At 67.2% G+C, this 25765-nt stretch carries 24 protein-coding genes; 12 read left to right on the top strand and 12 right to left on the bottom strand.

Features of this window, described 5'->3' with window-relative positions; translation table 11 throughout:
• Positions 1 to 9: 9 nt before the first annotated feature.
• The 7 genes from CFB39_RS04505 to ureG all read left to right on the top strand — a co-directional run bounded on the left by CFB39_RS04505 (position 10) and on the right by ureG (position 5452).
• Positions 10 to 885 (top strand): urease accessory protein UreD, encoded by an 876-nt coding sequence (locus CFB39_RS04505; RefSeq protein WP_089472288.1) that lies wholly within the window; start codon positions 10 to 12, stop codon positions 883 to 885.
• A gap of 236 nt (positions 886 to 1121) precedes the next feature.
• Positions 1122 to 1424: an urease subunit gamma gene (gene ureA, locus CFB39_RS04500; protein ID WP_006406310.1), complete on the top strand. Its 303-nt coding sequence runs from the start codon at positions 1122 to 1124 to the stop codon at positions 1422 to 1424.
• Between the two features lie 8 nt (positions 1425 to 1432).
• Positions 1433 to 1738, top strand: a complete 306-nt coding sequence (locus tag CFB39_RS04495) for an urease subunit beta (RefSeq protein WP_046545089.1) — start codon at positions 1433 to 1435, stop codon at positions 1736 to 1738.
• A 29-nt stretch (positions 1739 to 1767) separates the two neighbouring features.
• Positions 1768 to 3474: an urease subunit alpha gene (ureC, locus tag CFB39_RS04490; protein WP_089472287.1), complete on the top strand. Its 1707-nt coding sequence runs from the start codon at positions 1768 to 1770 to the stop codon at positions 3472 to 3474.
• A gap of 22 nt (positions 3475 to 3496) precedes the next feature.
• Complete coding sequence (ureE, locus tag CFB39_RS04485; RefSeq protein ID WP_089472286.1) at positions 3497 to 4120, top strand: urease accessory protein UreE; 624 nt, start codon at positions 3497 to 3499, stop codon at positions 4118 to 4120.
• On the top strand, positions 4107 to 4787 hold the full coding sequence (locus CFB39_RS04480) for an urease accessory protein UreF (RefSeq protein ID WP_089473220.1): 681 nt from the start codon (positions 4107 to 4109) through the stop codon (positions 4785 to 4787). The genes ureE and CFB39_RS04480 overlap by 14 nt, the downstream gene beginning before the upstream one ends.
• A 17-nt stretch (positions 4788 to 4804) precedes the next feature.
• Positions 4805 to 5452, top strand: coding sequence for an urease accessory protein UreG (ureG, locus tag CFB39_RS04475; RefSeq protein ID WP_046196649.1), 648 nt, complete (start codon positions 4805 to 4807; stop codon positions 5450 to 5452).
• A gap of 63 nt (positions 5453 to 5515) precedes the next feature.
• Here the strand turns inward: ureG and waaA are convergent, their stop codons facing one another.
• The 4 genes from waaA to CFB39_RS04455 all read right to left on the bottom strand — a co-directional run bounded on the left by waaA (position 5516) and on the right by CFB39_RS04455 (position 10392).
• Positions 5516 to 6871 carry a lipid IV(A) 3-deoxy-D-manno-octulosonic acid transferase gene (gene waaA, locus CFB39_RS04470; RefSeq protein ID WP_089472285.1) on the bottom strand — a complete coding sequence of 452 codons (1356 nt, stop codon included), beginning with the start codon at positions 6869 to 6871 and terminating at the stop codon, positions 5516 to 5518.
• Between the two features lie 37 nt (positions 6872 to 6908).
• Positions 6909 to 7793, bottom strand: coding sequence for a Kdo hydroxylase family protein (locus CFB39_RS04465; protein WP_089472284.1), 885 nt, complete (start codon positions 7791 to 7793; stop codon positions 6909 to 6911).
• Between the two features lie 34 nt (positions 7794 to 7827).
• On the bottom strand, positions 7828 to 8823 hold the full coding sequence (gene waaC / locus CFB39_RS04460; RefSeq protein WP_089472283.1) for a lipopolysaccharide heptosyltransferase I: 996 nt from the start codon (positions 8821 to 8823) through the stop codon (positions 7828 to 7830).
• A gap of 174 nt (positions 8824 to 8997) precedes the next feature.
• On the bottom strand, positions 8998 to 10392 hold the full coding sequence (locus CFB39_RS04455; RefSeq protein WP_089472282.1) for a phosphomannomutase/phosphoglucomutase: 1395 nt from the start codon (positions 10390 to 10392) through the stop codon (positions 8998 to 9000).
• A 262-nt stretch (positions 10393 to 10654) separates the two neighbouring features.
• Here CFB39_RS04455 and CFB39_RS04450 point away from each other — a divergent pair, with 262 nt between their 5' ends.
• The 5 genes from CFB39_RS04450 to CFB39_RS04430 are packed head-to-tail and all read left to right on the top strand — an operon-like array spanning position 10655 to position 16092.
• Positions 10655 to 11911, top strand: coding sequence for a lipopolysaccharide biosynthesis protein (locus tag CFB39_RS04450; protein ID WP_089472281.1), 1257 nt, complete (start codon positions 10655 to 10657; stop codon positions 11909 to 11911).
• Positions 11908 to 12732, top strand: a complete 825-nt coding sequence (locus tag CFB39_RS04445; protein WP_089472280.1) for a glycosyltransferase — start codon at positions 11908 to 11910, stop codon at positions 12730 to 12732. Before CFB39_RS04450 ends, CFB39_RS04445 begins: the two co-directional genes overlap by 4 nt.
• 51 nt (positions 12733 to 12783) lie before the next feature.
• Positions 12784 to 13920, top strand: a complete 1137-nt coding sequence (locus CFB39_RS04440; protein ID WP_089472279.1) for a glycosyltransferase family 4 protein — start codon at positions 12784 to 12786, stop codon at positions 13918 to 13920.
• Positions 13921 to 13935: 15 nt separating this feature from the next.
• Positions 13936 to 14958, top strand: a complete 1023-nt coding sequence (gene galE / locus CFB39_RS04435; RefSeq protein ID WP_006485111.1) for a UDP-glucose 4-epimerase GalE — start codon at positions 13936 to 13938, stop codon at positions 14956 to 14958.
• 27 nt (positions 14959 to 14985) lie between these two features.
• A complete protein-coding gene (locus tag CFB39_RS04430; RefSeq protein WP_089472278.1) occupies positions 14986 to 16092 on the top strand; it encodes a glycosyltransferase in 1107 nt (368 codons plus the stop codon).
• Positions 16093 to 16180: 88 nt separating this feature from the next.
• Here CFB39_RS04430 and CFB39_RS04425 read toward each other — a convergent pair whose 3' ends face one another.
• From CFB39_RS04425 to gmd, 8 genes are all read right to left on the bottom strand, one after another.
• Complete coding sequence (locus CFB39_RS04425; RefSeq protein WP_089472277.1) at positions 16181 to 18064, bottom strand: nucleoside-diphosphate sugar epimerase/dehydratase; 1884 nt, start codon at positions 18062 to 18064, stop codon at positions 16181 to 16183.
• 12 nt (positions 18065 to 18076) lie between these two features.
• Positions 18077 to 19093 carry a glycosyltransferase family 4 protein gene (locus CFB39_RS04420; RefSeq protein WP_089472276.1) on the bottom strand — a complete coding sequence of 339 codons (1017 nt, stop codon included), beginning with the start codon at positions 19091 to 19093 and terminating at the stop codon, positions 18077 to 18079.
• Positions 19094 to 19099: 6 nt separating this feature from the next.
• Positions 19100 to 20065, bottom strand: a complete 966-nt coding sequence (locus CFB39_RS04415; protein WP_089473219.1) for an SDR family oxidoreductase — start codon at positions 20063 to 20065, stop codon at positions 19100 to 19102.
• Positions 20066 to 20387: 322 nt separating this feature from the next.
• Positions 20388 to 21578 carry a glycosyltransferase gene (locus CFB39_RS04410; protein ID WP_089472275.1) on the bottom strand — a complete coding sequence of 397 codons (1191 nt, stop codon included), beginning with the start codon at positions 21576 to 21578 and terminating at the stop codon, positions 20388 to 20390.
• Positions 21575 to 22651, bottom strand: a complete 1077-nt coding sequence (locus CFB39_RS04405) for a glycosyltransferase family 1 protein (RefSeq protein WP_089472274.1) — start codon at positions 22649 to 22651, stop codon at positions 21575 to 21577. The genes CFB39_RS04410 and CFB39_RS04405 overlap by 4 nt, the downstream gene beginning before the upstream one ends.
• A 25-nt stretch (positions 22652 to 22676) precedes the next feature.
• Entirely contained in the window at positions 22677 to 23828 is a 1152-nt protein-coding gene (locus CFB39_RS04400) for a glycosyltransferase family 1 protein (RefSeq protein ID WP_089472273.1), read from the bottom strand.
• Positions 23825 to 24742, bottom strand: a complete 918-nt coding sequence (locus tag CFB39_RS04395; RefSeq protein ID WP_089472272.1) for an NAD-dependent epimerase/dehydratase family protein — start codon at positions 24740 to 24742, stop codon at positions 23825 to 23827. Before CFB39_RS04395 ends, CFB39_RS04400 begins: the two co-directional genes overlap by 4 nt.
• A complete protein-coding gene (gmd, locus tag CFB39_RS04390; RefSeq protein ID WP_089472271.1) occupies positions 24720 to 25754 on the bottom strand; it encodes a GDP-mannose 4,6-dehydratase in 1035 nt (344 codons plus the stop codon). Before gmd ends, CFB39_RS04395 begins: the two co-directional genes overlap by 23 nt.
• Positions 25755 to 25765 lie beyond the last annotated feature (11 nt).

The following is a 25765-nucleotide window of genomic DNA, read 5'->3' as shown; positions in this document are numbered from 1 at the left end:
TTCCCGCCGATGTCCGCCCCCGATTCCCACGCCCCGCTGTCCCGCCCCGCCGTCGCCAAGTCGTGGCGCGGCCGCCTCGAACTCGGCTTCGAGCGGCACGGCGAGCGCACGACGCTCGCGCACCGGCTGCACGATGGCCCGCTGCGCGTGCAGCGGCCGCTGTACCCGGAAGGCGACGCGATCTGCCACGCGGTGATCGTCCACCCGCCGGGCGGCGTCGCGGGCGGCGACCGGCTCGACATCGACATCGCGCTCGGCGACGGCACGCACGCGGTGCTGACCACGCCCGGCGCGACCAAGTGGTACAAGTCGAACGGGCTGGACGCGACACAGCGCATCGGCATCACGGTCGGCGAACACGCGAAGCTCGACTGGCTGCCGCAGAACAACCTGTTCTTCGACGCGGCGCATGCGTCGCTCGCTTTCACGGTCAAGCTCGGCGCGGGCGCCAGCGCGATCGGCTGGGACGCAACGCAGCTCGGCCGGCAGGCGGCCGGCGAAACCTGGTCGGCGGGCCGCATCGCGTCGACTTCGGCGCTCGTCGATGCCGACGGCCGGCCGCTGTGGACCGAGCGCGCGCTGCTCGATGCGCACGACCCGCTGCGCGGCGCGCTGCAGGGTCTCGCCGGCTTTCCCGCGTACGGCACGCTGTGGGCCGCCGGCGCCGCGTGCGACGCCGCGCTCGCCGAGTCGCTCGCCGCGCGGATGCCGTTCGATGGCACGCTGCGTGCGGGCGCGACTTGCGTGACGCCGGGTGTCGTGCTGATCCGCGCGCTGTCGACGTCGATGGAAGCACTGCAACGGCACTTCACCGATTGCTGGCTGCACCTGCGGCCGATCGTGCACGGCGTCGACGCACGGCCGCTGCGTCTCTGGCAAACCTGAGCGCGGTCATACCACGCACCGTTTCGGCGCAGCGTCGCGGCGGATGCTGCACGTTGCCCATGCATCGCGCACCACAAGCGCGCATCGCACTGCGTTCCATGCACATGGCACGCGCCTTGCTCCTTACATAACCGATACACGACGCACGCAAAACAGCGCGGTGCTACGATGAACCGCGCGTTCGCCCCGTTGCGCACGCACCGATAACAATTACGTTTTCCTGAACGTTTGCCTTCATGAAACTGACTCCCCGCGAGAAGGACAAGCTGCTGATCTTCACGGCGGCGCTGCTGGCCGAGCGCCGTCGCGCACGCGGCCTGAAGCTCAACTATCCGGAGGCGGTCGCCTTCATCACCGCCGCGCTGATGGAAGCCGCGCGCGACGGCAAGACGGTCGCCGAGGTGATGCACTACGGCACGACGCTGCTCACGCGCGACGACGTGATGGACGGCGTGCCGGAGATGATTCCCGACATCCAGGTCGAGGCGACCTTTCCCGACGGCACGAAGCTCGTGACCGTCCATCACCCGATTCCGTGAGGCCCCGCATGATCCCCGGCGAAATCCTCACCGACGACGGCGAACACGAACTGAACGCGGGCCGCGCGACGCTGACGCTCGTCGTCGCGAACACCGGCGACCGCCCGGTGCAGGTCGGCTCGCACTACCACTTCTTCGAAGTCAACGACGCACTGTCGTTCGACCGCGCGGCCGCGCGCGGCTTTCGCCTGAACATCGCGGCCGGCACCGCCGTGCGCTTCGAGCCGGGCCAGACGCGCACCGTCGAGCTGGTCGCGCTCGCGGGCGATCGTGCCGTCTACGGTTTTCAGGGCAAGGTGATGGGGCCGCTCTAAGCCGCGCCCCGCTCTTCAGGAACAGCACCATGACACTACGCTTGAGCCGCCGCGCGTACGCGGAAATGTTCGGGCCGACGACGGGCGACCGCGTCCGGCTCGCCGATACCGACCTGCTGATCGAGATCGAACGCGACTTCACGACCTACGGCGAGGAAGTGAAATTCGGCGGCGGGAAAGTGATCCGCGACGGGATGGGCCAGTCGCAGCGCGTGGCCGCCGACGTGCCCGACACGATCATCACGAACGCGGTGATCCTCGATCACTGGGGCATCGTGAAGGCCGACATCGCGATCAAGCACGGCCGCATCGCCGCGATCGGCAAGGCCGGCAACCCGGACATCCAGCCGGGCGTGACGATCGCGATCGGCGCCGCGACCGAGGTGATCGCCGGCGAAGGGCTGATCGTGACGGCCGGCGGCATCGACACGCACATCCACTTCATCAGCCCGCAGCAGATCGACGAGGCGCTCGCGTCGGGCGTCACGACGATGCTCGGCGGCGGCACGGGGCCGGCCACCGGCACCAACGCGACGACCTGCACGCCGGGCCCGTGGCACATGGAGCGGATGCTGCAGGCCGCCGACGGCTGGCCGATCAACCTCGGCTTTCTCGGCAAGGGCAATGCGAGCCTGCCGCAGCCGCTCGTCGAGCAGATCGCGGCCGGCGCGATCGGGCTGAAGCTGCATGAGGACTGGGGCACGACGCCCGCGGCGATCGACAACTGCCTGTCCGTCGCCGACGACACCGACACGCAGGTCGCGATCCACACCGACACGCTGAACGAAGGCGGCTTCGTCGAATCGACGGTCGCCGCGTTCAAGGGCCGCACGATCCACACGTACCACACCGAAGGCGCGGGCGGCGGCCATGCGCCCGACATCCTGAAGGTGTGCGGCGAGGCGAACGTGCTGCCGTCGTCGACCAACCCGACGCGCCCGTACACGATCAACACGCTCGACGAGCATCTCGACATGCTGATGGTGTGCCATCACCTCGATCCGTCGATCGCCGAGGATCTCGCGTTCGCCGAATCGCGCATTCGCCGCGAGACGATCGCCGCCGAAGACATCCTGCACGATCTCGGCGCGCTGTCGATGCTGTCGTCCGATTCGCAGGCGATGGGCCGCGTCGGCGAGGTGATCATCCGCACCTGGCAGACCGCGCACAAGATGAAGGTGCAGCGCGGCGCGCTGCCGGAAGACGGCACGCGCAACGACAACTTCCGTGCGAAGCGCTACGTCGCGAAGTACACGATCAACCCGGCGCTCACGCACGGCATCGCGCATGAAGTCGGCTCGATCGAGCCCGGCAAGTGGGCCGACCTCGTGCTGTGGGAGCCGGCGTTCTTCGGGATCAAGCCGACGATGATCCTGAAAGGCGGGATGATCGCGATGGCGCAGATGGGCGACCCGAACGCGTCGATTCCCACGCCGCAGCCGGTCCACTATCGCGAGATGTTCGCCACCCGCGGCGGCGCGCTCGCGCGCACGTCGCTGACCTTCGTGTCGCAGATGGCCGCCGACGCGGGCATCGCGGAACGCTACGGGCTCGCGAAGCAGATCGTGCCAGTGCGCAACTGCCGCCACGTGACGAAGGCCGACATGATCCACAACGCGTGGCGCCCGTCGATCAGCGTCGACCCCGAAACCTACGACGTGATCGCCGACGGCCAGTTGCTCACCTGCGAGCCGGCCACGGTGCTGCCGATGGCGCAGCGCTATTTCCTGTTCTGACCTGATTGCCGGCTTTCGATTCATGCGCACCCTCGACAAACGCATTGCCCCGAACGTGAAACTCGCCGCGTCGCTCGTCGCGCGCGCGCCGACGCTCACGCTCGCCTATGACGCCCGCTGCAAGAGCCGCCTCGCGGCGACGCTCGACACCGGCGAGGACGTCGCGGTCCTGCTGCCGCGCGGCACGATCCTGCGCGACGGCGACGTGCTCGTCGCCGACGACGGCGCGCTCGTGCGCGTCGCCGCGGCGCCCGAGACCGTGCTGCGCGTGCACGCGGCCGACCCGCTCACGCTGATGCGCGCCGCATACCACCTCGGCAACCGCCACACGCCGGTCGAGATCGGCGACGGCTACCTGAAGCTCGAAGCCGACCCGGTGCTCGCGGACATGCTGCGCCGGCTCGGCACGCAGGTCGAGGAGACCCTTGCGCCGTTCCAGCCGGAAGCCGGCGCGTACGGCGGCGGCCACAAGCACGGGCACGACGCGACCTTCGCCGAGGATTACGCGCTCGCGCAGCAGGTGTTCGGCGAGCATCACGGCCACGCGCATTCCCATTCGCACGACCACGACCACGACCACGACCACGACCACGACCATCAGCATGGTCCCGGTTGCGCGCACGGCCACGGCCATGACCACCACTGAACTCGTCGCGCTGCTGCACCTTGCATCGCCGGCGCTGCCGATCGGCGCGTTCAGCTATTCGCAGGGGCTCGAAGCGGCGCTCGACGCGAACCTGATTCACGACGCGGATACCGCGCGCGACTGGATCGCGAGCGGCCTGACCGACGTGCTCGCGCATGGCGAGCTGCCGTTCCTCGCGCATCAACTCGCGCGCTGGCACGCGCACGACGCGCCGGCGCTCGCGGCCGAGAATGCGTGGTTCATCGCGAGCCGCGAATCGGCAGAACTGCGCCGCGAGACCGAACAGATGGGCTGGTCGCTCGCACAGCTCTGCGCATCGCTCGAATGGGGCGATGGCGCACGCCGCGCGACGCTCGCGGCGATTGCGCCGATCGCGCTGCCCACCGCATTCGCGTACGCAGCCGCCGCGCACGACGCGAGCGCCGATGCGGTGCTCGCCGCGTACGCATTCGGCTGGGTCGAGAACCAGACGTCCGCCGCGCTGAAGGCCGTGCCGCTCGGCCAGCTCGCCGGGCAACGCATCATCGTCGCGCTGCGCGGCGCGATCGACGCGGCCGTGCGCCGCGCGCTCGCGACGCCGCCCGACGCCGTCAACACGTTCGCGCCGCAGCTCGGCATCCTGTCCGCGCGGCACGAAACCCAGTATTCGCGGTTGTTCCGCTCCTGAACCCGACGCTACCCGCCATGAACGCACCTGCTCCCTCCTCCGCCCGCCGCACGAAGAAACTGCCGCCGCTGCGCGTCGGCATCGGCGGCCCCGTCGGCTCCGGCAAGACCACGCTGCTCGAAATGCTGTGCAAGGCGATGCGCGACAAATACGACCTCGTCGCGATCACCAATGACATCTATACGAAGGAAGACCAGCGGCTGCTGACGGTCGCGGGCGCACTGCCCGAGGAGCGCATCATGGGCGTCGAGACGGGCGGCTGCCCGCACACGGCGATCCGCGAGGACGCGTCGATCAACCTCGAGGCCGTCGACCGGATGCTGTCGCGCTTTCCCGACGCCGACATCGTGTTCATCGAATCGGGCGGCGACAATCTCGCGGCGACCTTCAGCCCCGAGCTGTCGGACCTGACGATCTACGTGATCGACGTCGCGGGCGGCGAGAAGATTCCGCGCAAGGGCGGCCCCGGCATCACGAAGTCCGACCTGCTCGTGATCAACAAGACGGACCTCGCGCCGCTGGTCGGCGCGAACCTCGACGTGATGGCGTCCGACACGAAGAAGATGCGCGGCGAGCGGCCTTACGTGATGACGAACCTGAAGGCGCTCGAAGGCGTCGCGGACGTAATCGCGTTCATCGAGAAGAAGGGTTTGCTGACGGTCTGAGCGACGAGGCGGCGCCTCGCGGTGCCGCCACGCGGGCTTCCGGCGGCATGGCACCGCCTTCGTCTAGTCGTCGGACGGGTCCTGCACGTCCTGCAGCGCGCGCCCGCCGCGTTCGGCGGGCGGCAACAGTGCCGCGAGCACGTCGACCGTGCGCGCGGTCGCGCCGCGGTGCCGCGATGCGAACGCCGCGCCCGCCGCGCCCATCGCGATGCGCCGCGCCTTGTCGGCGAACAGCGCGTCGAGCACGTGCGCGAGATCGAGCGGATCCTCGACCTGCAGCGCCGCACCAGCCGCGACCGCGTCGGCGGTCGCCTGCGTGAAGTTGAACACGTGCTTGCCGATCAGCACCGGCACGCCGACCGCGCATGCTTCGATCAGGTTCTGGCCGCCGAGCGGCAGCAGGCTGCCGCCGATGAACGCGATGTCGGCCGCCGCGTAATACGCGCCGAGCTCGCCCATCGAATCGCCGAGCAGCACCGTCACGTCATCCGGCAGCGGCTCGGCCGCCGGCCGGCCAGACGCGAGCGCGGCCTTGTCTGCCGCCCACACCGAGCGTCGCACGCACTTGAGGCCGCTGCGCTCGACGAGCGCCTCGACCTCGGCGAAACGCTGCGGATGACGCGGCACGAGCACCAGCAGCGCGCCGGGCGTGCGCATCGCCGCGAATGCGTCGAGCACCAGCGCTTCCTCGTTCTCGCGCGTGCTCGCGGCCACCCACACGGGCCGCGTACCGATCGCCTCGCGCCACGCATGGCCGCGCGCCGCGAGCTCCGGGGGCGTCGTCATGTCGAACTTCAGGTTGCCGAGCACGGTCACGTTGCGCGCGCCGAGCGACGTCAGCCGCTCCGCATCGGCCGGGCTCTGCGCGAGCACGCGCGAGAAGCCGCCGAACACGTCGTGCGTCGCCGCGCCGAACTTCGATGCCCGCCGGAACGAACGCGCGGACATGCGCGCATTGGTCAGCACCAGCGGCACGTCCGCGCGGCGGCACTCGTCGATCAGCGTCGGCCACACCTCGGTTTCCATCACGAGGCCGAGCGTCGGCCGCCACGCGTGCAGGAAACGTCGCACCGCGCCGGGCATGTCGTACGGCAGGTAGCAGCGCAGCACGCGATCGCCGAAGATCTGTTCGCCGGTCGCGCGGCCGCTCGGCGTCATGTGCGTGAGCAGGATGCGCGCATCGGGACGCGCGTGTATCAGCGCGTCGATCAGCGGCTGCGCCGCGCGCGTCTCGCCGACCGATACCGCGTGCACCCAGATCAGCGGCGCACGGTCGTCGCGCGAGCGGCCGGCCACGTGGCCGAAGCGTTCGCCGATGTGTTCGCGATAGCCGCGCTCCTTGCGCGAGCGCACGTACAGCCGGATGACGGCGATCGGGGCGACGAGCCACCACAGCGCGCGATAGATCACCCTCAGCATGCCGCGTCCCTTGTCTTGCTTCGACGAAAATGCGCGCTCAAACCAGCGCCCTGCCCGTCAGGCGTTCGAGGATGCCGAGCGGCGCGCATTCGCGGCGCACCATCGCGTCGACCGGCAGGAAGAAGGTCTGTTCGAGCATGAACTGGCCGGACATCACAGCGTGCGAAGTCTGATCGGAGAAACATATCCACACGCAGCCCGGCGGAAACGGCATCGTCTCCTGCGGGCTCGTCTTCTGGTAGTCGAGATCGGCCTTCATGCTGTCGTGCAGGTTCAGCATCAGGTGGTCGTACGCGCTGCGCGGCGACTTCGTCACGTGCAGCAGGTTCAGCAGCCACGCGGCGCCCGGCAACTGCGGCTTGATGTGCGGCAGGAAGCGCTTCGCGACGTCCTCGAACGGCTCGCCGACGCGCCACACGCGCGGCACGCCGGCCGGGTTCACGTTCGCGAACACGCGCAGGATGCGCTCGCCGTAGTTGGGCCGCGACGGGAACGCGTCGACGTGCAGCCGGCTGTCGTCCTTGCGCCACGACGTCTGGCGCGTCTCGACCTGCAGCAGCCGCAGGCTGGTCGGCGCGACGCGCAGCTTGCCGCGGTATTCGGGAAAGAGGCCGTCGACGAGCGTGCCGGCCTGCTGCTGGAAGCGCGCGACGAGCGCGCGCACCGCCGACTGCGTGACGCTATCGCCGAGCACGCCGGCGAGCGCGCCGCCGTTCGGCGCGAGGCTGATGTTCTTGCGTTTCGGGTCGGCGAGCGCCGGATCGAGCAGCGCTTCCTCGCCGCCTTCGATCGCGAAGCGCAGGTGCGGAAAATACAGCACCTTGCCTTCCTCGACGGCGGCCAGCAGCTGCTCGCGCGGCGCCGACAGGTTGTGTCCGCTCCAGTCGGCGGACGGGACTTCGATGATCTGGGATTCGCTCATGTTCGGTTCGCGTGGGTTCGCGCGTGTGACTGCGTTACAGGAGACCGAAGCCCGCGAGCGCCGACTTCACCTGCGCGATCGACGGGGGCTGCCCCGCCGTGCCGAGATTGACGACGTTCGGCGACCAGTAGCCGCCGGTCCGCCAGGCCGTCGCGAAATTGTACAGTTCGACCGTCGGACGCTTCAGCGCGGCCGCGATGTGAACCAGACCTGTATCAACCCCGACGGTGGCGGCCGCGCCGTCGATCAGCCCGACCACGGCCGGCAGCGACAGCCGCGGCGGTACGATCGCCGCCGCGCCGAACTCTTTCGCCAGCCGCTCGCTGGTCGCGCGCTCCGCGTCGTTGCCCCACGGCAGCACGAGCGACGCGCCGCGCCGCACGAGCGCCTGGCCGAGCTCGATCCACGCGGCGTCCGGCCACTGCTTGTCGGCACGCGACGTCGCATGAACGAATACCACGTACGGCACCGGCAGGTTCAGCCCGAGCGCGGCCACCGCGAGCGCCGCCGCGCGCGTATCGAGGCCGAACTCGACCGGATCGGCCGGCGTCGGCGCCGGGTCGCCCAGCGCGGCCGCGACGAGTTGCCGCGAGCGCTCGACGACGTGCGTGCGCGGCGCGATCGGCACGCGCTTGCGATAGAAGAAGCGCACGGGCCACTCGTAGCCGGCGCCGTCGGTGCGGTTGCCGAGCCCGACGAGCGGGCCGCGCGCCCAGCTGGCGACCCAGGCCGTCTTGATGAGGCCCTGGCAGTCGATCACGAGGTCGTACTGCTCGGCCGCGAGGCGCTGGCGGAACGCGCGGATCTCGCGCCACGTGGCGCCCGAGAACGGCTTCTTGCGCCAGCGGCGCAGCGAGAACGGCAGCACGTTGCGCACGCCGTCGACGAGCTTGACCAGGTCGACGAAGCTTTCCTCGACGAGCCAGTCGATCTGCGCATCGGGGTGGCGGCGCCGGATATCGGCGATCACCGGCATGTTGTGCACGACGTCGCCCAGCGACGACACGCGCACGATCAGGATCTTTTGCACGCTGAAAAAACGCCGGCAGGCAGCCGGCGACAAGCAGAAAGGGAGGATTTTATCCCGCCCGGCGAGTCACACAGACAAAAAGCGGCCGCACGCCCTTGGCGTGCGCCGCTTTTCGGGGATGGCGCGACGATCGGACTCACCGTCGCGCCGGTGGCGGCCCGAGGCCGCCGACGCTCAGAACGGCAGCTTGACGTCCGGCTTCGCGGCCGTCAGCACGCGGCGGAAGTCCTCCTGGATGCGCTTGAGCCCTTCCTGCGTCTCCGACTCGAAACGCATCACGACGACCGGTGTCGTGTTCGACGAACGTGCGAGGCCGAAGCCGTCCGGGTACTCGACACGCAGGCCGTCGATCGTCACGACTTCCTCGGCGCCGTCGAACTTCGCCTCTTTCTGCAGCTTGTCGATCAAGCGGAAGTTCTCGCCTTCGTCGAGCCACAGCTGCAGTTCGGGCGTGCTCATCGCGTCCGGCAGCCCGTTCAGCAGCGCGCTCGGATCCGCCGTCTTCGCGAGGATCTCGAGCAGGCGCGCGCCCGTGTAGAGACCGTCGTCGAAGCCGTACCAGCGATCCTTGAAGAACACGTGGCCGCTCATTTCACCTGCGAGCGGCGCACCCGTCTCGCGCAGCTTCGCCTTCACGAGCGAGTGGCCCGTCTTCCACATCAGCGGCTCGCCGCCCTTCGACTTCACCCATTGCGCGAGGTGGCGCGTGCACTTCACGTCGTAGATGATCTGCGCGCCCGGGTTGCGCGACAGCACTTCTTCCGCAAACAGCATCAGCTGGCGGTCCGGATAGATGATCTGGCCGTCCTTCGTGACGACGCCGAGGCGGTCGCCGTCGCCGTCGAACGCGAAGCCGATCTCGGCGTCGGTGTCCTTCAGCGCCTGGATCACGTCCTGCAGGTTTTCCGGGTGGGCGGGATCGGGGTGGTGGTTCGGGAACGTGCCGTCGATGTCGGTGAAGCGCTCGACGAGCTCGCAGCCGAGCGCCTTGAACAGGCGCGTCGCCAGCGGGCCGGCCACGCCGTTGCCGGCGTCGACGACGAGCTTCATCGGGCGGGCCGGCTTGATGTCGCCGACGATGCGCGCGATGTATTGATCGGCCACGTCGAACTGTTCGTACGAGCCGCTGCCCGTCTCGAAGCGCTCGTCGACGATGCGCTGGTACAGCGCCTGGATCTGCTCGCCGTAGATCGCGGCGCCGCGCAGCACCATCTTGAAGCCGTTGTAGTCGGGCGGGTTGTGGCTGCCCGTGACGACGATGCACGAATCGACGCGGCGCTCGCCGCCCTTCAGCGCGAGCGGGACGTTCGCCGCGAAATAGCCGACCGGCGTGGGCACCATGCCGACGTCGACGACGTCGACGCCCGCCGCACGCAGGCCATCGGCCAGCGCGCCGACGAGGTCCGGCCCGGACAGGCGGCCGTCGCGCGCGACGACGACCGCATCGCCGCCCTGCGCACGCACTTCGCTGCCGAATGCCCGGCCGATCCCGCGCGCGGTGTCGTTGTCGAGCGTCTTGCCGACCACGCCACGAATGTCATATGCCTTGAAGATGGATTGGGAGATCATCGATTCTCTTCTCTCAGTTGCGTGCATGGAAAAATGTCTGGCTTGCCTGGCCGCCGCTCGCCGGTGCCGCGCATGATACATGCGGCCCGGCACGGCGTGAAACCGCTGGCGCGGAACGGCGGGAGCGACCCCAATCCCACTTATAATCGCGGGTTTTGATGACGCGCATACCGCCCATTTTAATGCCTAGCCGCCCCGTCGCCGCCAATCTGCAGCCCCCGGGCGCCCTGCCGGCCGCCTCGCGCGCACGCCGCTGCCGCGCATGCTGAAGCGCTTCGGCAACCCGGACGTCGCGAAGGCCGTCGCGAATCTCGTCTGGCTGGGGCTCGAACGGCTCACGCAGATCGGCGTCGCGATCGCGATCAGCGGCCTGCTGGCCCGTTATTTCGGGCCAGATGTGTTCGGCAAATGGCAGTATGCGAATACGCTCCTCCTCGTACTGGCGCCGCTCACCTGGGTGTGCGGCGCGGAAATCCTCGTCCCGACCATCGTCCAGCGCCCGCCCGCCCAGCTCGGCGCGGTGCTCGGCAGCGCATTCGCGCTGCGCATCGCCGTCTCCGTCGCCGCGCTCGGCGCGACCTGGGTCGCGATCGCCGCGGGCGCCTTCGATCCGCTGGTCGGCGCGATGCTCGCGGGCCTCGCGGTCACGATGGTGTTCCGCGAGCCGTTCGTCGGCGTCATCAACGCGTGGCTGCAAAGCATGACCTACAGCAAGCCGCAGCTCGTCACCAGCATGGTCACCGCGCTGGTGAAGGCGCTGCTCGTCTGGCTGCTGGTCCGCGCGGCCGCGGGCCCCGCCCGCTTCGCGTGGCTGTGGGCGCTCGAAGCGGCCGCCATCGGCTTCGCGCTGCTGCTGTACTACCGGCATCGTAACGGCGGCGCGCTCGGCTGGACGTTCGACAAACCGCTGTTCAGGCACTTTGCAACGGCCGGCACCGTGTTCTGGCTCGGCCTCATCTGCATGTACCTGTTCCTGAAGCTCGACCGCCTGATGCTCGAGCGTCACGTGTCGTTCGCCGATCTCGGCCGCTACTCGGCCGCGCAGCAGCTCAACGAGAACTGGATCACGCTCGCGCTGATGCTCGCGCAGACGATCGCGCCCGCCTTCGTCTACCGCGTGCAGGACGTCGCGCGGCTGCGCCGCAACATCGTCCGGCTGATTGCGATGACGGCCGGCCTGATGACGGCCGGCGCGCTCGTGCTCGACGCCGCCGCCCCGCTGATCGTCGGCAAGGTGTTCGGCCACGGCTACGAAGCCTCGGTCGACATCTTCCGCTGGGCGGTCTGGCTGTCGGTACCCGCCGGCATCGAGGCGATAGGCAATCTTATCGTTCTCAAATATCAAGCAAAATTCGTGTTGCTGTCGAAATGGCTGCTCGCGCTCGCGATCGCGGCGCTCGTCAACCTGTTCGCGATCCCGCGGCTCGGCCTGTACGGCGCGCTCGTCGGGCTGGCGGCCGGCTACCTGGCCGCCGCCGCCGTCAATTTTTATTACATCCGTTTCAAGCTGCGACCATGACGTCCCCAGATTGCCCGACCCCGCTCGACGACGTGGCCGTGCTGATGCCGGCCTACAACGGGCACGACGACGTCGTCCGGACCCTCGCGTCGTTTCGCGAGGACACGCCCGTGCACGTGCTGATCGTCGACGACGGCAGCACGCCGCCGATCGTCGCGCCCGACCTGCCCGGTCTCACGATCGACGTGCTGCGCATGCCGCAGAACGGCGGCATCGAGCGTGCGCTCGCGGCCGGCATCGACGCGCTCGCCGCGCGCGGCTTCCGCTATGCCGCGCGCATCGACGCGGGCGATCTCGCCGCGCCGCAGCGCCTCGCGAAGGAGCGCGCGTATCTCGGCGCCCACCCGCGCGTGGCCTGCGTCGGCATGTGGACGCAAGTCGTGTCCCGCGCCGGCGAGCCGCGCTTCATGCTGACCCCGCCCGCCGACCCGCGCACGCTGCGCCGCACGCGCTTCCTGCGCTCGCCGCTCGTGCATCCGTCGGTGATGCTGCGCATCGACGCCGTACGTGAAGTGGGGAACTATCGGGCGAAATACCGCGCGGCCGAGGATCTCGATCTTTTTTTACGGTTAATGCAACGCTACGATTGCGCGAACCTGCCGGAACTGGGCCTCTATTACGAACTGAACGAGGGCGGGATCAGTGCGACCAAGCGCCGGCGCCAGCTGGTGTCGACGCTCACGCTGCTGCTGAGCCACTTCAACGTGCTGAACCCGTACGACTGGGCCGGCCTCGCCAAGAACCTGCTGCATTTCGTGACACCGTACCGGACGTTGCAGCGGATCAAGCAGACGCTGTTCGCCGCGCGGCCGTCCCCCTGACGCGCATCCGGCCCTTTCGGCAATTTCGACGCTTTATTTATTCTTTTTTTCATGTCCGTCACCTCCCCGCTGCGCATCGCGCTCGTCTGCAACACGGCCTGGGCGATCTACACGTATCGCCACGGGCTGATCCGTGCGCTCGTCGCGCGCGGCGCCGAGGTCATCGTCATTGCGCCGCACGACCGCACGGTGCCCTTGCTCGAGCAGATGGGCTGCCGCTACGTGGCGCTCGCGGTCGCCTCGAAAGGCACGAGCCCGCGCGAGGATCTCGGCACGCTCGCCGCGCTGGTGCGTCACTACCGCGCGCTGAAGCCCGATCTCGTGTTCCATTACACGATCAAGCCGAACATCTACGGCTCGGTCGCCGCGTGGCTCGCGCGCGTGCCGTCGATCGCGGTGACGACCGGGCTCGGCTACGTCTTCATCCAGAAGAGCCGCGCGGCAAGCGTCGCGAAGCGCCTGTACCGGTTCGCGTTCCGCTTCCCGCGTGAGGTGTGGTTCCTGAACCGCGACGATCTCGCGACCTTCACCGACGAGCAGTTGCTTGCGCATCCCGAGCGCGCGCGGCTGCTGCACGGCGAAGGCGTCGATCTCGAACAGTTCGCGCCCGTGCCGCTGCCGGCCGGAGACGCGCCCGTCTTCATCCTGATCGGCCGGCTGCTGTGGGACAAGGGCGTGCGCGAATACGTGGAGGCCGCGCGCATCGTGCGCGCGCGCTTCCCGAATGCGCGCTTCCAGCTGCTCGGGCCGCTCGGCGTCGACAATCCAAGCGCGATCGGCCGCGCGGATGTCGATGCGTGGGCCGACGAAGGCGTGATCGACTATCTCGGCGAAGCGCACGACGTGCGCCCGCACATCGCGGCGGCCGACTGCGTCGTGCTGCCGTCGTACCGCGAAGGCGTGCCGCGCACGCTGATGGAAGCGTCGGCGATGGGCCGCCCGATCGTCGCGACCGACGTGCCGGGCTGCCGCGACGTCGTCGCCGACGGCGAAACGGGCTTCCTGTGCCGCGTGCGCGACAGCGCGAGCCTCGCGGAGCAGTTGCTCCGCATGATCGAACTCGGAACGGCCGGCCGCGACGCGATGGGCGCGCGCGGCCGGCAGAAGGTCACGTCGGAATTCGACGAACAGCAGGTCGTCGAACGCTACCGGCGTACCATCCATTCGTTAACCGGTATCACCCTTTGAAGGAGCGCATCAGCAATGACCGCTAAAGGCACCATCCTCGTCACGGGCGGAGCAGGCTATATCGGCTCGCATACGACCGTCGAGCTGCTCGACAACGGCTACGACGTCGTGATCGTCGACAACCTCGTCAACAGCAAGGCCGAATCCGTGCGCCGCATCGAGCGGATCACGGGCAAGACGCCCGCGTTCCATCAGGTCGACGTATGCGACGAAGCCGCGCTCGCCAAGGTATTCGATGCACACCCGATCACCGGCACGATCCACTTCGCGGCGCTCAAGGCCGTCGGCGAATCGGTGGAGAAGCCGCTCGAGTACTACCAGAACAACATCGGCGGCCTGCTTGCCGTGCTCAAGGTGATGCGCGAGCGCAACGTCAGGCAGTTCGTGTTCAGCTCGTCCGCAACCGTATACGGCGTGCCCGAGCGCTCGCCAATCGACGAATCGTTCCCGCTGTCCGCGACGAACCCGTATGGCCAGTCGAAGCTGATCGCCGAGCAAATCCTGCGCGATCTCGAAGTCTCGGACCCGTCGTGGCGAATCGCCACGCTGCGCTACTTCAACCCGGTCGGCGCGCACGCAAGCGGGCTGATCGGCGAGGACCCGGCCGGCATCCCGAACAACCTGATGCCGTATGTCGCACAGGTTGCGGTCGGTAAGCTGGAAAAGCTGCGCGTGTTCGGCTCCGACTACCCGACGCCGGACGGCACCGGCGTGCGCGACTACATCCACGTCGTCGATCTCGCGAAGGGGCACATCGCCGCGCTCGACGCACTGGCGAAGCGCGACGCGAGCTTCGTCGTGAACCTCGGCACGGGCCAGGGCTACAGCGTGCTGGAAGTCGTGCGTGCGTTCGAGAAGGCATCGGGCCGCCCGGTGCCGTACGAGCTCGTCGCGCGCCGCCCGGGCGACATCGCCGAGTGCTACGCGAATCCGCAGGCCGCGGCCGACATCATCGGCTGGCGCGCGACGCTCGGCATCGAAGAAATGTGTGCCGACCACTGGCGATGGCAGGAGGGCAACCCGCGCGGTTTTGTATAATCCGCTGTCCATTTTTCGAGCGATCCCATGCTCAGCTTCGCGTCCGGCTTCATCGTCTCCCTGCTCGTCACGCTGTTCATCGTGCGCTATGCGCACCTTCACGAGAAATTCTCGATCGACAGCGACCTGGCCGGCGTGCAGAAATTCCACGTGCGGCCCGTGCCGCGGGTCGGGGGCATCGGGATCCTCGCGGGCGTCGTCATTGCCGGGCTGATCCTGTCCCGGCGCTATCCGACGATCGCCGGCAGCATTCTCGGGATCGTAGCCTGCGGCATGCCGGCGTTCCTGTCAGGCCTCGTCGAGGATCTGACCAAGCGCGTGTCGCCGCGCGCGCGGCTGCTCTGCACGATGGGGGCGGCCGCGCTCGCGTTCTGGCTGCTGGGCATCGCGGTCAAGCGCATCAGCGTGCCGCCGCTCGATTTCCTGCTCGGCTACGTGGCCATCTCGGCGTTCATCACCGTGCTGGCGGTCGCGGCGCTCGCGAACGCGATCAACATCATCGACGGCTTCAACGGGCTCGCGTCGATGGTCAGCTTCATGATGTTCGCGTCGCTCGCGTATGTCGCGTTCCATGTGAACGATCCGGTCGTGATGTCCGCTTCGATCATCATGATGGGCGCCGTGCTCGGCTTCTTCCTGTGGAATTTCCCGGCCGGGCTGATCTTCCTCGGCGACGGCGGCGCGTATTTCATCGGCTTCATGCTCGCCGAACTCGCGATCATGCTCGTGATGCGCAACCGCGAGGTGTCTGCGTGGTACCCGGTGCTGCTGTTCATGTACCCGATCTTCGAGACCTGCTTCTCGATCTACCGGAAGAAGTTCATCCGCGGGATGTCGCCCGGCATCCCGGACGGCGTGCACCTGCATATGCTCGTGTACAAGCGGCTGATGCGCTGGGCCGTCGGCACGAAGCACGCGCATGACCTGACGCGCCGCAATTCACTGACATCGCCGTACCTGTGGCTGCTGTGCCTCGTCGCGGTGATACCCGCGACGCTGTTCTGGCGGCACACGGTGCACCTGTTCGTGTTCGTCGTGCTGTTTGCACTGACTTACGTGTGGTTGTATCTGAGCATCGTGCGGTTCAGGGTGCCCAGGTGGATGGTGGTGAGGAAGCATCGGCGCAGCCACTGAGCGGCCTATCCGGCTTCCGGACAAAAAAAGCGCCCTTGCAGGGCGCTTTTTTTTCGTCTTGCCGCTCGGCTTACGGCCCGGGACCGCGTCACCCGTTCGATGCGGCACGTACCGACGGAACACTCTGCAACACGGGAGCAACGGCCGTCTGGTATTCCGGCACCCAGCGCCGCAGGTCGCGCCGCACTTCGTCATCGGGCAGCACACGATGCTGCATCAGCCACGGCAGCAGCTCGTCGAGGAAATTGTCCGGCACTTCCCGCGCACGCGCGATCCGTAGCTTCGGATGCGGTGTTCGCGTCGTTGCCTCGTCATCGGCGAGCAGTTCCTCATAGAGCTTCTCGCCGGGCCGCAGCCCTGTGAATTCGATCCGGATCTGCTCTTCCGAGAAACCATACAGGCGAATCAGGTCGCATGCGAGATCCACGATCTTCACCGGCTCGCCCATGTCGAGAATGAAGATCTCGCCGCCATGCCCCATGCTCGACGCCTGCAGCACCAGCTGCGACGCTTCCGGAATCGTCATGAAGAAGCGCGTGATCTCCGGATGCGTGACCGTGACCGGGCCGCCCTTCGCGATCTGCTGCTGGAACTTCGGGATCACGCTGCCCGCGCTGCCGAGCACGTTGCCGAACCGCACGGTCTCGAACTGGGTACGCCCGCTCGTCTGCTGCAGTGCCTGGCAGGCCATTTCGGCCAAGCGCTTGCTCGCGCCCATCACGTTGGTCGGATTGACGGCCTTGTCGGTCGAGATCAGCACGAAGTGACGCACATCGTGGCGGATCGCCGCGCGGGCCACGCGATAGGTGCCGAGCACATTGTTGCGCAGCGCCTGCCACGCGTTGTGCTCCTCCATCAGCGGCACGTGCTTGTAGGCGGCCGCATGGAACACGATGTGCGGCGCATGGCGCGACATCACCTGGTCGAGCAGCAGCGAATCCTTCGCATCGCCGATGATCGGCACGACCGGAAGGTCCGGGAAGCGCTCGTGCAACTCCTCGGTCAGCCGGTACATCGCATACTCGGACAGGTCGAACGCGACGAGTTGCGCGGGCGCGAAGCGCAGGATCTGCCGGCAGAGCTCGGAGCCGATCGATCCGCCCGCGCCGGTCACCATCACGACGCGGCCGCGCAGCAGCGCCTCGACGTGCGGCGTGTCGATCGTCACGGCATCGCGGCCGAGCAGATCCTCGAGATCGATGTTTCGCACCTGCGACAGGAAGCCCTGCCCCGGCATCAGCGCGGTCAGCGACGGCAGCACCATCGCCTTCACGCCGGCCCGCACGCACAGCGTCGCGACGCGACGCTGCGTCTCGACCGACGCCGACGGAATCGCGATGATCGCGTACTCGACCTTCATTGCGTCGGTCCAGTGCTTGAGGTCGTTGAACGAGCCCAGCACCTTGTGACCGTAGATTTCGCGGCCCTGTTTTGCGACATCGTCGTCGAGCAGGCCGACGAGGCGCCATTCGCCGGAACGCGACAGTTCGCGCGCGAGGCTCGCGCCGGCCGTACCGGCACCGAGCACCAGCACCGGCTTGCCCTTCCCGACGAGCCCGCCGTACAGGTAATACTCCTTCGTCGCGCGATACAGCGCGCGTGCGCCGCCCATCGCCAGAAATAGCATCAGTGGCGACACGAGCAGCACCGAGCGCGGAATGATCGGTTGTGGCTGGAACATCACGGCGCCGATCATCACGATCACTCCGCCGCCGACCACCGCCTTCGCGATACGCATCAGGTCGGGGAGGCTCGCGAACACCCACAGCCCGCGATACAGGCCGAACCCGCGAAACATCAGCGCGTAGACGGGCAGCACCCACGTGAGCGCCATCAGCGCGCCGCTCAGGAAATCATGCGGAACGCTGCCATTGAAACGAACGAGATAAGCGAACAACCATGCGGCGATGACCGCCGTCAGGTCGAACAGGAAAGCACTCAGCGACAGCCACGACGCTTTGGATCGCAACATCGGCAGGAAACCTCAAGAGTTGTTTTCGGCGGCTGCCTGGAACCGGCGCCAACGCATGTCGATCAACCATCCGAAGCATGCCAGGACGCCGTACCAAGCGAAGAACGACAGCCACTGCTGCAGTTCGGGGCGGCCCTTTGCCCACACGGCGAGAATTATGCCCGCGAGCATGATGAGGTACCAATATAGAGCGGTCCGACCGTGACTGACGCCCGATCGAACCATCCTTTGATAATAGTGCTCACGGTGCGCTTGCCAGAACTTTTCTCCGCGTAACAGACGTCTCAAAAGTGTTACAGATGCGTCAGCGATAAAGGGAGCGAACACCATCGCGGGAAACCAGATCGGCCAGGCGTTGGTACGCCAGCCCCAGTAGCCCAGCGCGCCAGCCAGGAATCCGAGCGGAATCGAGCCGGCATCGCCGAGAAACAGCCGTGCCGGATGAAAGTTGAGCAGCAGGAAACCCAACGCCGCACCGGCAACCGCCGCGCCAGCCACGACAAGATCGGGCGACGCATGGACGCCATCGAGCGCCGCGACCGCGTATCCGCCGAAGCCGAACAGCGCCATGCCGCCCGCAAGGCCGTCGGCGCCATCCATGAAGTTGTACAGGTTCGTCAGCCAGACCATCGCGAAACCCACGCCGGCGAGCAGCCACCAAGGCGCGTCGGCCGGAAACACGACGATCAGCGCGACGACTGCCGCGAGGTGCGCCGAGAACCGCACGCGGGCCGGCAGCCCGCGCCGGTCGTCGATCTGCGACATCGCGGCCAATCCTGCGGCGGCGGCGGCAATCAGCCACAGTCGCGGCGTGAGCGCCAGCAATGCGACAACGCACACCGGCACGATGCCCCATCCGCCGACGCGTGGGGTCGGCAGCGTATGGAGCGAACGGTCGTTCGGAATATCGGTTGCGAGGCGCCAGGCCAGGCCGGTGGCAAGCAACGTACGAAGAATCGTCGTCGAAGCGAGTGCGGCGGCCAGAGCCACCGCAGCTGCGGTGAGCCAGGTGGGGTTCGCGAGAAGCATGTGGCCTTATTTTCGTGTATCGCGCGAACGATACCATGCGGCGGTCGCTTCGAGGCCCTGGCGGGTCGTATAGGGCGGCTGCCAGTCGAGCACGCGCCTGATCCGGCCGGTATCGAGCTGCAGGCTGCCCGTCAGGCGATCGACGGCCGCACTGCGGCCGGTCAGCTTGCCAGCCACGCGCAGCAGGGCCGGCGGCACCGCAAGCAGGCGTGCCGGCTTGCCGAGCGCATCGCCGACGAGGCGCAACAGGCCCGCGACCGACGGCGCGTCGTCGTCGGCAACATGGAAGCATTCGCCGGCCGCGCGCGGATCGATGGCGCAGTGCAGCAGCGCGTCTGCAAGGTTTTCGACGAATACGATGCTGCGCCGCGCCGACACGGCTCCGAGCGGCAACGGCATCCCGCGCGCGACCGCGTCCAGCATCCTCAGGAAATTGGCACGGACGGTCGGCCCGTAGACGAGCGGCGGTCGCACGACGACAACGTCGAGCCCTGCCGACGCACCGAACTGCGCGAGTTGCCGCTCCGCGCGCAGTTTCGAACGGCCGTAAGCATCCTGCGGATCGGGTTCGGTCGCTTCCGACAATGGCACACCACCGTCGCCCTCGCCGACCGCCTTGATGCTGCTCGCGAACACGACGCGGCGTACGCCGTGATTGCGTGCCGCCTGCGCGAGACGCAAGGTACCAGCGACGTTAGTGGCGTCGAACGCGGCATCGGGGTCGGGCGACTCGTCGCGCATCACGTGCACGCGGGCGGCGAGATGGATCACGCAATCGGCGGCCAGATCTTCCGGCCAGCCTTCGTCCAGGCCGTCGAAATCGGCGGTGGCGTGCACCCACTCGTGCACGCCGTCGATGCAGCCACCGGGGCGCCGTACCAGTGCGGTCACCGTATGCCCTGCTGCCAGCGCGCGGCGGCAGACTGCCCGGCCGACGAAACCATTCGCGCCGGTGATGACGAGACGAGTCATCGCCATCTCCGGCCTTGCGGGCTGACGGCTCGGCGAAGCGGTGTGCAACCTCGGATGGCGCACGCAGGCAACGCCTGCCAATGCGCACGACTATCCGCGCACGACCGGCACGGGGGAACTGCAAGGGGGACGAAAACGAACACGTCAGGATCTCGAAGACAGGGAGAAGGCCGATCGCTGGCGCCGTCATCGATCGGCGCCGCCCGGCTGGCATCCGGGGGCATATCATGCCTGCACGGCCATTGTAACCTTGCCGCCGCGCCGCAACCAAACCGGGGCCGCCCGTCTCGCGCGGTAGCGCGCAAAGCGGACGGGCCTTCCTTCAGGCCAGCAACGCACCGATGCGATCAACGAGCGGCGCAATCATCCGTTCCCATCCGTGCTCGCGCTCGACGAAGGCGCGCGCGTGCTCAGCCATCTCGACCGCCGCGGGCTCGTCGGCGACGAGCCGCTCGATACGACTGACGAATTCTCCCGGCGTATCGGCGATCAGCAGATCCCGGCCACTTTCCGCGCCCAAGCCCTCGTACCCGAGCGACGTGGTGACGACAGGCAACCCGAGCGCCATGTACTCGAGAATCTTGTTCTGCACGCCGGCGCCGATGCGCATCGGGCACACGCCGATCGCGCCGCCGGACGCGGCCTGCGCGACTGACTCGACCCGGCCGGTCACGTCGACGCCGTCGTACGCGCGAAACTGCTCGGCCAGCGCGGGGGCGATGGACCCCACGATCCGGAAGCGATAGTCGGCACGCTTGCGCAGCAACGGCAGCACCGCTTCGGCGAAAAAGTGGCACATGTCCTGGTTCTGGACGGTGCGCATGTCGCCGATGAAAACCAGGATGCGGCTCGCCATGCTGCGTGCGGTATACGGCAAGTTCGACAGATCAACGCCGTTCGAGCACACCATCACCTTCCCGGCGGACGCGCCGGGAAACAGGTAATCGCGGTCGGTCCTGGAAACCAGCACCGACAGGTCGAAATCGTCGACGATCGTGCGCTCGTAGTCGAGCAGGCGCCTCGCCTCGATGCCGAACACGCGCGACTTCAACCCGCGCGCTTTCTTCAACTGCTTCACGCGGCTGTAGTTGAGCGAGATCGCATCGGTCATTTCCAGGATGCGCGGCTTGTCCGACCGGCGGACATACTCCGCGCAGCGCACGAGATGCACGAATGCGCCGTCGTGCGACGGCAGCAATCGCGATACGGCCGCCGCAAATGCGCGACTCCGGTAGTACGCCACCTGCAGCGGCGTGCGCGTGGGCAGCGCGAGCAGCGTGTTGATGTAGGATCGCCGACGGGACAGCAAGACCCGTTCGACCCGGTCGAACACGCCATCGTCGGGTAACGCGGCGTGCATCTCTTCGTCGCTCTCGCACAGACTCAGCAGCGTCAGCGAGTAATGGCGGGACAATACGCGGCAGAGGTGATAGATCCGCAGCTTGTCGCCGCCGATTACCGGATACGGAAACCGGGGCGTCAGCACCAGCAGCTTCTTCCTGTCCTGGCTCATGACAGACGCGCCCAGAAATCCTGAATCGAAGGACGAACGGCCGATGCTGAGAAGGTGCGTGCGCGGTCCATCCCGGCACCGGCCGCCACGTCGAATCGCGTGCTGTCGTCCCACACCCTGCGGATCTGTTCCGCCATGTCTTCCACCGAATAGGGATCGAACTGCAGGCCGCACTCGCCGACGATCTCGGGCATCGACGTCGTGTTGCTGCACGCGACGGGCGTACCCGAAGCCATCGCCTCCAGCAATGGAATTCCGAACCCTTCGAACAACGACGCAAAAATGAATGCGCGGGCTCGGCGGTAATGCTCGCGCAACTCCTCCCGCGACACATAGCCAAGCAGTTCGACGACGCCCGTCAGCCCGAGTGCGTCCGCCCGTGCGAGGAAATGGGTGTGATGGTCGGACTTGATCCCTGCGATCCTCAGCCGTGCATCGTCACCGAGTGCGGGGCGCGCCACGGCAAAGGCCTGTAACAGCCGATCGACGTTCTTGCTCGGCGCCTCCCCCGCGACCGTGAACAAGTAAGGCTCGCGCGCAACCTGACTCACCGGCGGCGCGAACCAGTCATCCGCAATCATGCACGGAATGACGGGGACGTCCGCCTCACGCAACCCGAACCGCTCCATCAGCTCCCGCTGCGTGAACCGAGAGATCGTCAACACGGCGTCGGCCCGACGCACGAGCCTCGGCACCACCTGGCGACGATAGATGCGCCCGGCGGTCTGATACAGCGATCGCGCCGGCGGCAGCACATTCCAGGGCTTCAGGTAGATCAGGTCATGGACGACCGCGACGATCCGCGTGTTGCCGGTGGATTGCAACGGCCCCGTGTTGTACGGACACAGCAAATAGTCGAGCTTCTGTTCACGGCACCGGCGCGGCAACTCGACCTGCTCCCACCATGGGAAGAAGCCGCGCCCTGCGCTGACGCACGGCCAGTCGTCCGCATGCACGCCGCTGGGACCGAGGCCCAGCACCGACGCGCTGACCGGCTCCACCAGTTGTCGCGCGTAGCGCCCCATGCCGCGGTAATTGCCCACCATCCAGGTGATATCCACCCCCAACTTCACGCGACGCTCCTCGAAGCGAATTGACTCATGAATAACGCGTCCCGCGCAGAACGGCTTCGTACACGGCCACCGTCTTCTCGGCGCATGCCGACCAGTTCAGTTCCCGCGCACGCGCGAGTCCGGCTCCGCGGAGCATATCGGCCTTGCCCTCCTGCTCGACGATCATTCTCATTCCGTCCGCTATCTCGTCGGTACGAGACGGATCGACCAGAATCGCCGCATCGCCCGCGACTTCGGGAACGGATGTCGTGCTGGACGCCACGACCGGCAATCCCGATGCGAAGGCTTCCACGACAGGCAGCCCGAAACCTTCGCACAGCGACGCGAACACGAGCGCGCTGGCCGACTGCATCAGCGCGCGCACGTCGTGATCGGGCAGATACTGGAGCCAGCGAACGTTGCCGTCACCGCCCGCGCCCAAACGCGCGACGAGTTGCTCGCAGCCCCACCCGGCGCGTCCGACGATGACCAGCGGTATCGCACGGCGCAGGTCCGCCGGCAAGCTCGCGTGCGCGTCGAGTACCCGCTCGAGATTCTTCCGCGGTTGCAGCGTCCCCACACACAGGAAGAATTGCGCCGGCAAGCCAAGCCGCTTCAGTACTTCGGCGCGCTCGGCCTGATCGATCCGTTCGAAGAAACGAGGATGCACGCCCAGCGGAACGACGGAAATCCGTTCCGGCGCGATGCCGAAATGCTCGACGATTTCCCGCTTCGAATAATCGGAAATCGTGATCACATGATCAGCCCAGGTTCCCGAGCGGCGCAATAACCAGCGGCGCAGCGCCGCCAGTCGGATCGTCGTCCATTCCGGATGCGACAGCGGAATTGCGTCCATCAGCGTCGCGATGACCGGTGCCGAAGACAGTTTGGGAATCAGGTGATCCGTCGCATGGAACACGTCCACGCTTTCTGCGCGCAGCGCCCTTTCGTCGATGGACGTCCAGGGTGTCACCGCGCCCAGCACCGTCGCGACCTCATGCCGACCGAGATTGACCGGCGGCCGAGCCCCTGGAAACACATCGTTGCCGGCAACCGCACCGAAGCCGGCGGGAACGAGACCGATCCCGCCCCGCGCCAGCAGCGCCCGCCCCAATTCGCGCGTATACGAACCGATGCCGTCAACACCGCCATGCGCACTGCTCCGGGCAAGCGCAGTCGTGCCGAAACCTACCTTCACCCACGCCCTCCGCCAAACATCCAGCGCAGCGTGCTTTCCAGCGGAATATCCTCGAGCGGCCCGACTGCGGCCTGCAACCGCGTGCCGTCGCCCTGCAATCGGCGCACTTCATTCGCGCGCACGAAAGCCGGATTGACGCGCACCTCGATCGAGTAGCCGGCGATCTGCTCCATCAGCGCGATCACCGACTTCAACGACACCGCCCGGCCTGAGCAGACGTTGAACACGCCGCCGGCAGGCGCGAGTTGAAGCAGGCGCCTGTACGCGTCCACCACGCGGCGCACGTCGGAAAAATCGCGCTCGACATCGATGTTGCCGAGCTCGATCACGCGCTCGCCGCGCTGGAAATGGCCGACGATCTTCGGCAGCAGGAACTGCGGTGACTGGCCAACGCCCGTGTAGTTGAACGGGCGTGCGACGACGATCGGCAACTTGTCGTGCCAGAGGCGCGCCATGTACTCCATCGCCAGCTTGCTGACCGCGTAATCGTTCGCCGGATTCGGCTCAACGGATTCGTCGATCACCTCGACCGCCGCATTGCCGTAGATGTTGGCGCTGCTGGCCAGCAGCACCGCCTTCGGACGGCTTTCCCGGTTCGCGAGCGCCTCCAGCAGGTTGCGCGTGCCGACCACGTTCGTGCGATAGATCGCGTCGGCATCGCCGTGCGCAACGAACGCGATCGCGGCAAGATGCGCGACCACGTCGGGCTGCACGTCGGCGACGACTTTCGCCAGTTCCGCGCGGTCGCACAGATCCACCCGATACATGTCGGACCCGATCGCTTCGGCACCGTGCGCGGTGCCGAACACACGATAGCCGGCGGCCCTCAGCGACTGCGCCAGATAGTCGCCGGTAAAGCCGCCGAGCCCCGTGATCAGCGCGCGCGGCGCGTCAGAACGAGAAGCCACGTTCATTGCGTCGCAGATCCGCTTCAACCATCATCGCGCACAGCTGCTCGAGCGTCGTCTTTGGCTCCCAGCCCAGCTTCTGCTTCGCCTTCTCCGGATTACCGATCAGCAGGTCGACCTCGGCCGGGCGATGGAACTTCGGATTGACGCGAACCACCGTCTTGCCGGTTGCGACATCGACGGCGATCTCGTTCACATCGCTGCCCTTGAATTCGAGGTCGACGCCGGTCGCCTTGAATGCCATGCGCACGAAGTCGCGCACGGTTTCGGTACGGTTCGTGGCCAGCACGAACGTATCCGGTTCGTCGGCCTGCAGCATGCGCCACATACCTTCGACATATTCCTTCGCAAAGCCCCAGTCGCGCTTCGCGTCCATGTTGCCCAGTTCGAGCACGTCGAGCTGGCCGAGCTTGATCTTGGCGACGGAATCGGTGATCTTGCGCGTGACGAATTCGCGGCCGCGCAGCGGCGATTCGTGATTGAACAGGATCCCGCTGCAACCAAAGATGTCGTAGCTCTCGCGATAGTTCACCGTGATCCAGTGCGCATACAGCTTCGCCACGCCATACGGGCTGCGCGGATAGAACGGCGTCGATTCGATCTGCGGAATCGCCTGCACCTTGCCGAACATTTCGGACGTGCTTGCCTGGTAGAAGCGAACCTTCGGATTGACGATGCGGATCGCCTCGAGCAGGTTCAGCGGACCGACGCCGGTGATCTCGGCGGTCGTGACCGGCTGGTCGAACGACACGCCGACGAAGCTCTGCGCCGCGAGGTTGTACACCTCGGTCGCGCCGGTCGTCTGCAGCAGGCGAATGCTCGCCGACAGGTCGGTCAGGTCGTATTCGACCAGGTGCAGGTTCGGATGCTTGGCGATGCCCAGCTCTTCGATACGCCAGAAATTCACCGAGCTGGTGCGACGATAGGTACCGTAAACGGTGTAGCCCTTGTCGAGCAGGAGTTCGGCGAGATAGGCGCCGTCCTGGCCGGTGATGCCGGTGATGATGACTGTCTTCATAGTGATGCTCT

This window comes from Burkholderia sp. AU6039 (assembly GCF_002223365.1).
Classification (GTDB): domain Bacteria; phylum Pseudomonadota; class Gammaproteobacteria; order Burkholderiales; family Burkholderiaceae; genus Burkholderia.
This window is presented reverse-complemented; position numbering and strand designations above follow the sequence as displayed.

Coding starts and splice junctions, on each gene's coding strand:
- CFB39_RS04505 (WP_089472288.1), top strand. CDS start 10: ATGTCCGCCCCCGATTCCCACGCCCCGCTGTCCCGCCCCGCCGTCGCC.
- ureA (WP_006406310.1), top strand. CDS start 1,122: ATGAAACTGACTCCCCGCGAGAAGGACAAGCTGCTGATCTTCACGGCG.
- CFB39_RS04495 (WP_046545089.1), top strand. CDS start 1,433: ATGATCCCCGGCGAAATCCTCACCGACGACGGCGAACACGAACTGAAC.
- ureC (WP_089472287.1), top strand. CDS start 1,768: ATGACACTACGCTTGAGCCGCCGCGCGTACGCGGAAATGTTCGGGCCG.
- ureE (WP_089472286.1), top strand. CDS start 3,497: ATGCGCACCCTCGACAAACGCATTGCCCCGAACGTGAAACTCGCCGCG.
- CFB39_RS04480 (WP_089473220.1), top strand. CDS start 4,107: ATGACCACCACTGAACTCGTCGCGCTGCTGCACCTTGCATCGCCGGCG.
- ureG (WP_046196649.1), top strand. CDS start 4,805: ATGAACGCACCTGCTCCCTCCTCCGCCCGCCGCACGAAGAAACTGCCG.
- waaA (WP_089472285.1), bottom strand. CDS start 6,871: ATGCTGAGGGTGATCTATCGCGCGCTGTGGTGGCTCGTCGCCCCGATC.
- CFB39_RS04465 (WP_089472284.1), bottom strand. CDS start 7,793: ATGAGCGAATCCCAGATCATCGAAGTCCCGTCCGCCGACTGGAGCGGA.
- CFB39_RS04455 (WP_089472282.1), bottom strand. CDS start 10,392: ATGATCTCCCAATCCATCTTCAAGGCATATGACATTCGTGGCGTGGTC.
- CFB39_RS04450 (WP_089472281.1), top strand. CDS start 10,655: ATGCTGAAGCGCTTCGGCAACCCGGACGTCGCGAAGGCCGTCGCGAAT.
- CFB39_RS04445 (WP_089472280.1), top strand. CDS start 11,908: ATGACGTCCCCAGATTGCCCGACCCCGCTCGACGACGTGGCCGTGCTG.
- CFB39_RS04440 (WP_089472279.1), top strand. CDS start 12,784: ATGTCCGTCACCTCCCCGCTGCGCATCGCGCTCGTCTGCAACACGGCC.
- galE (WP_006485111.1), top strand. CDS start 13,936: ATGACCGCTAAAGGCACCATCCTCGTCACGGGCGGAGCAGGCTATATC.
- CFB39_RS04430 (WP_089472278.1), top strand. CDS start 14,986: ATGCTCAGCTTCGCGTCCGGCTTCATCGTCTCCCTGCTCGTCACGCTG.
- CFB39_RS04425 (WP_089472277.1), bottom strand. CDS start 18,064: ATGTTGCGATCCAAAGCGTCGTGGCTGTCGCTGAGTGCTTTCCTGTTC.
- CFB39_RS04420 (WP_089472276.1), bottom strand. CDS start 19,093: ATGCTTCTCGCGAACCCCACCTGGCTCACCGCAGCTGCGGTGGCTCTG.
- CFB39_RS04415 (WP_089473219.1), bottom strand. CDS start 20,065: ATGACTCGTCTCGTCATCACCGGCGCGAATGGTTTCGTCGGCCGGGCA.
- CFB39_RS04410 (WP_089472275.1), bottom strand. CDS start 21,578: ATGAGCCAGGACAGGAAGAAGCTGCTGGTGCTGACGCCCCGGTTTCCG.
- CFB39_RS04395 (WP_089472272.1), bottom strand. CDS start 24,742: ATGAACGTGGCTTCTCGTTCTGACGCGCCGCGCGCGCTGATCACGGGG.
- gmd (WP_089472271.1), bottom strand. CDS start 25,754: ATGAAGACAGTCATCATCACCGGCATCACCGGCCAGGACGGCGCCTAT.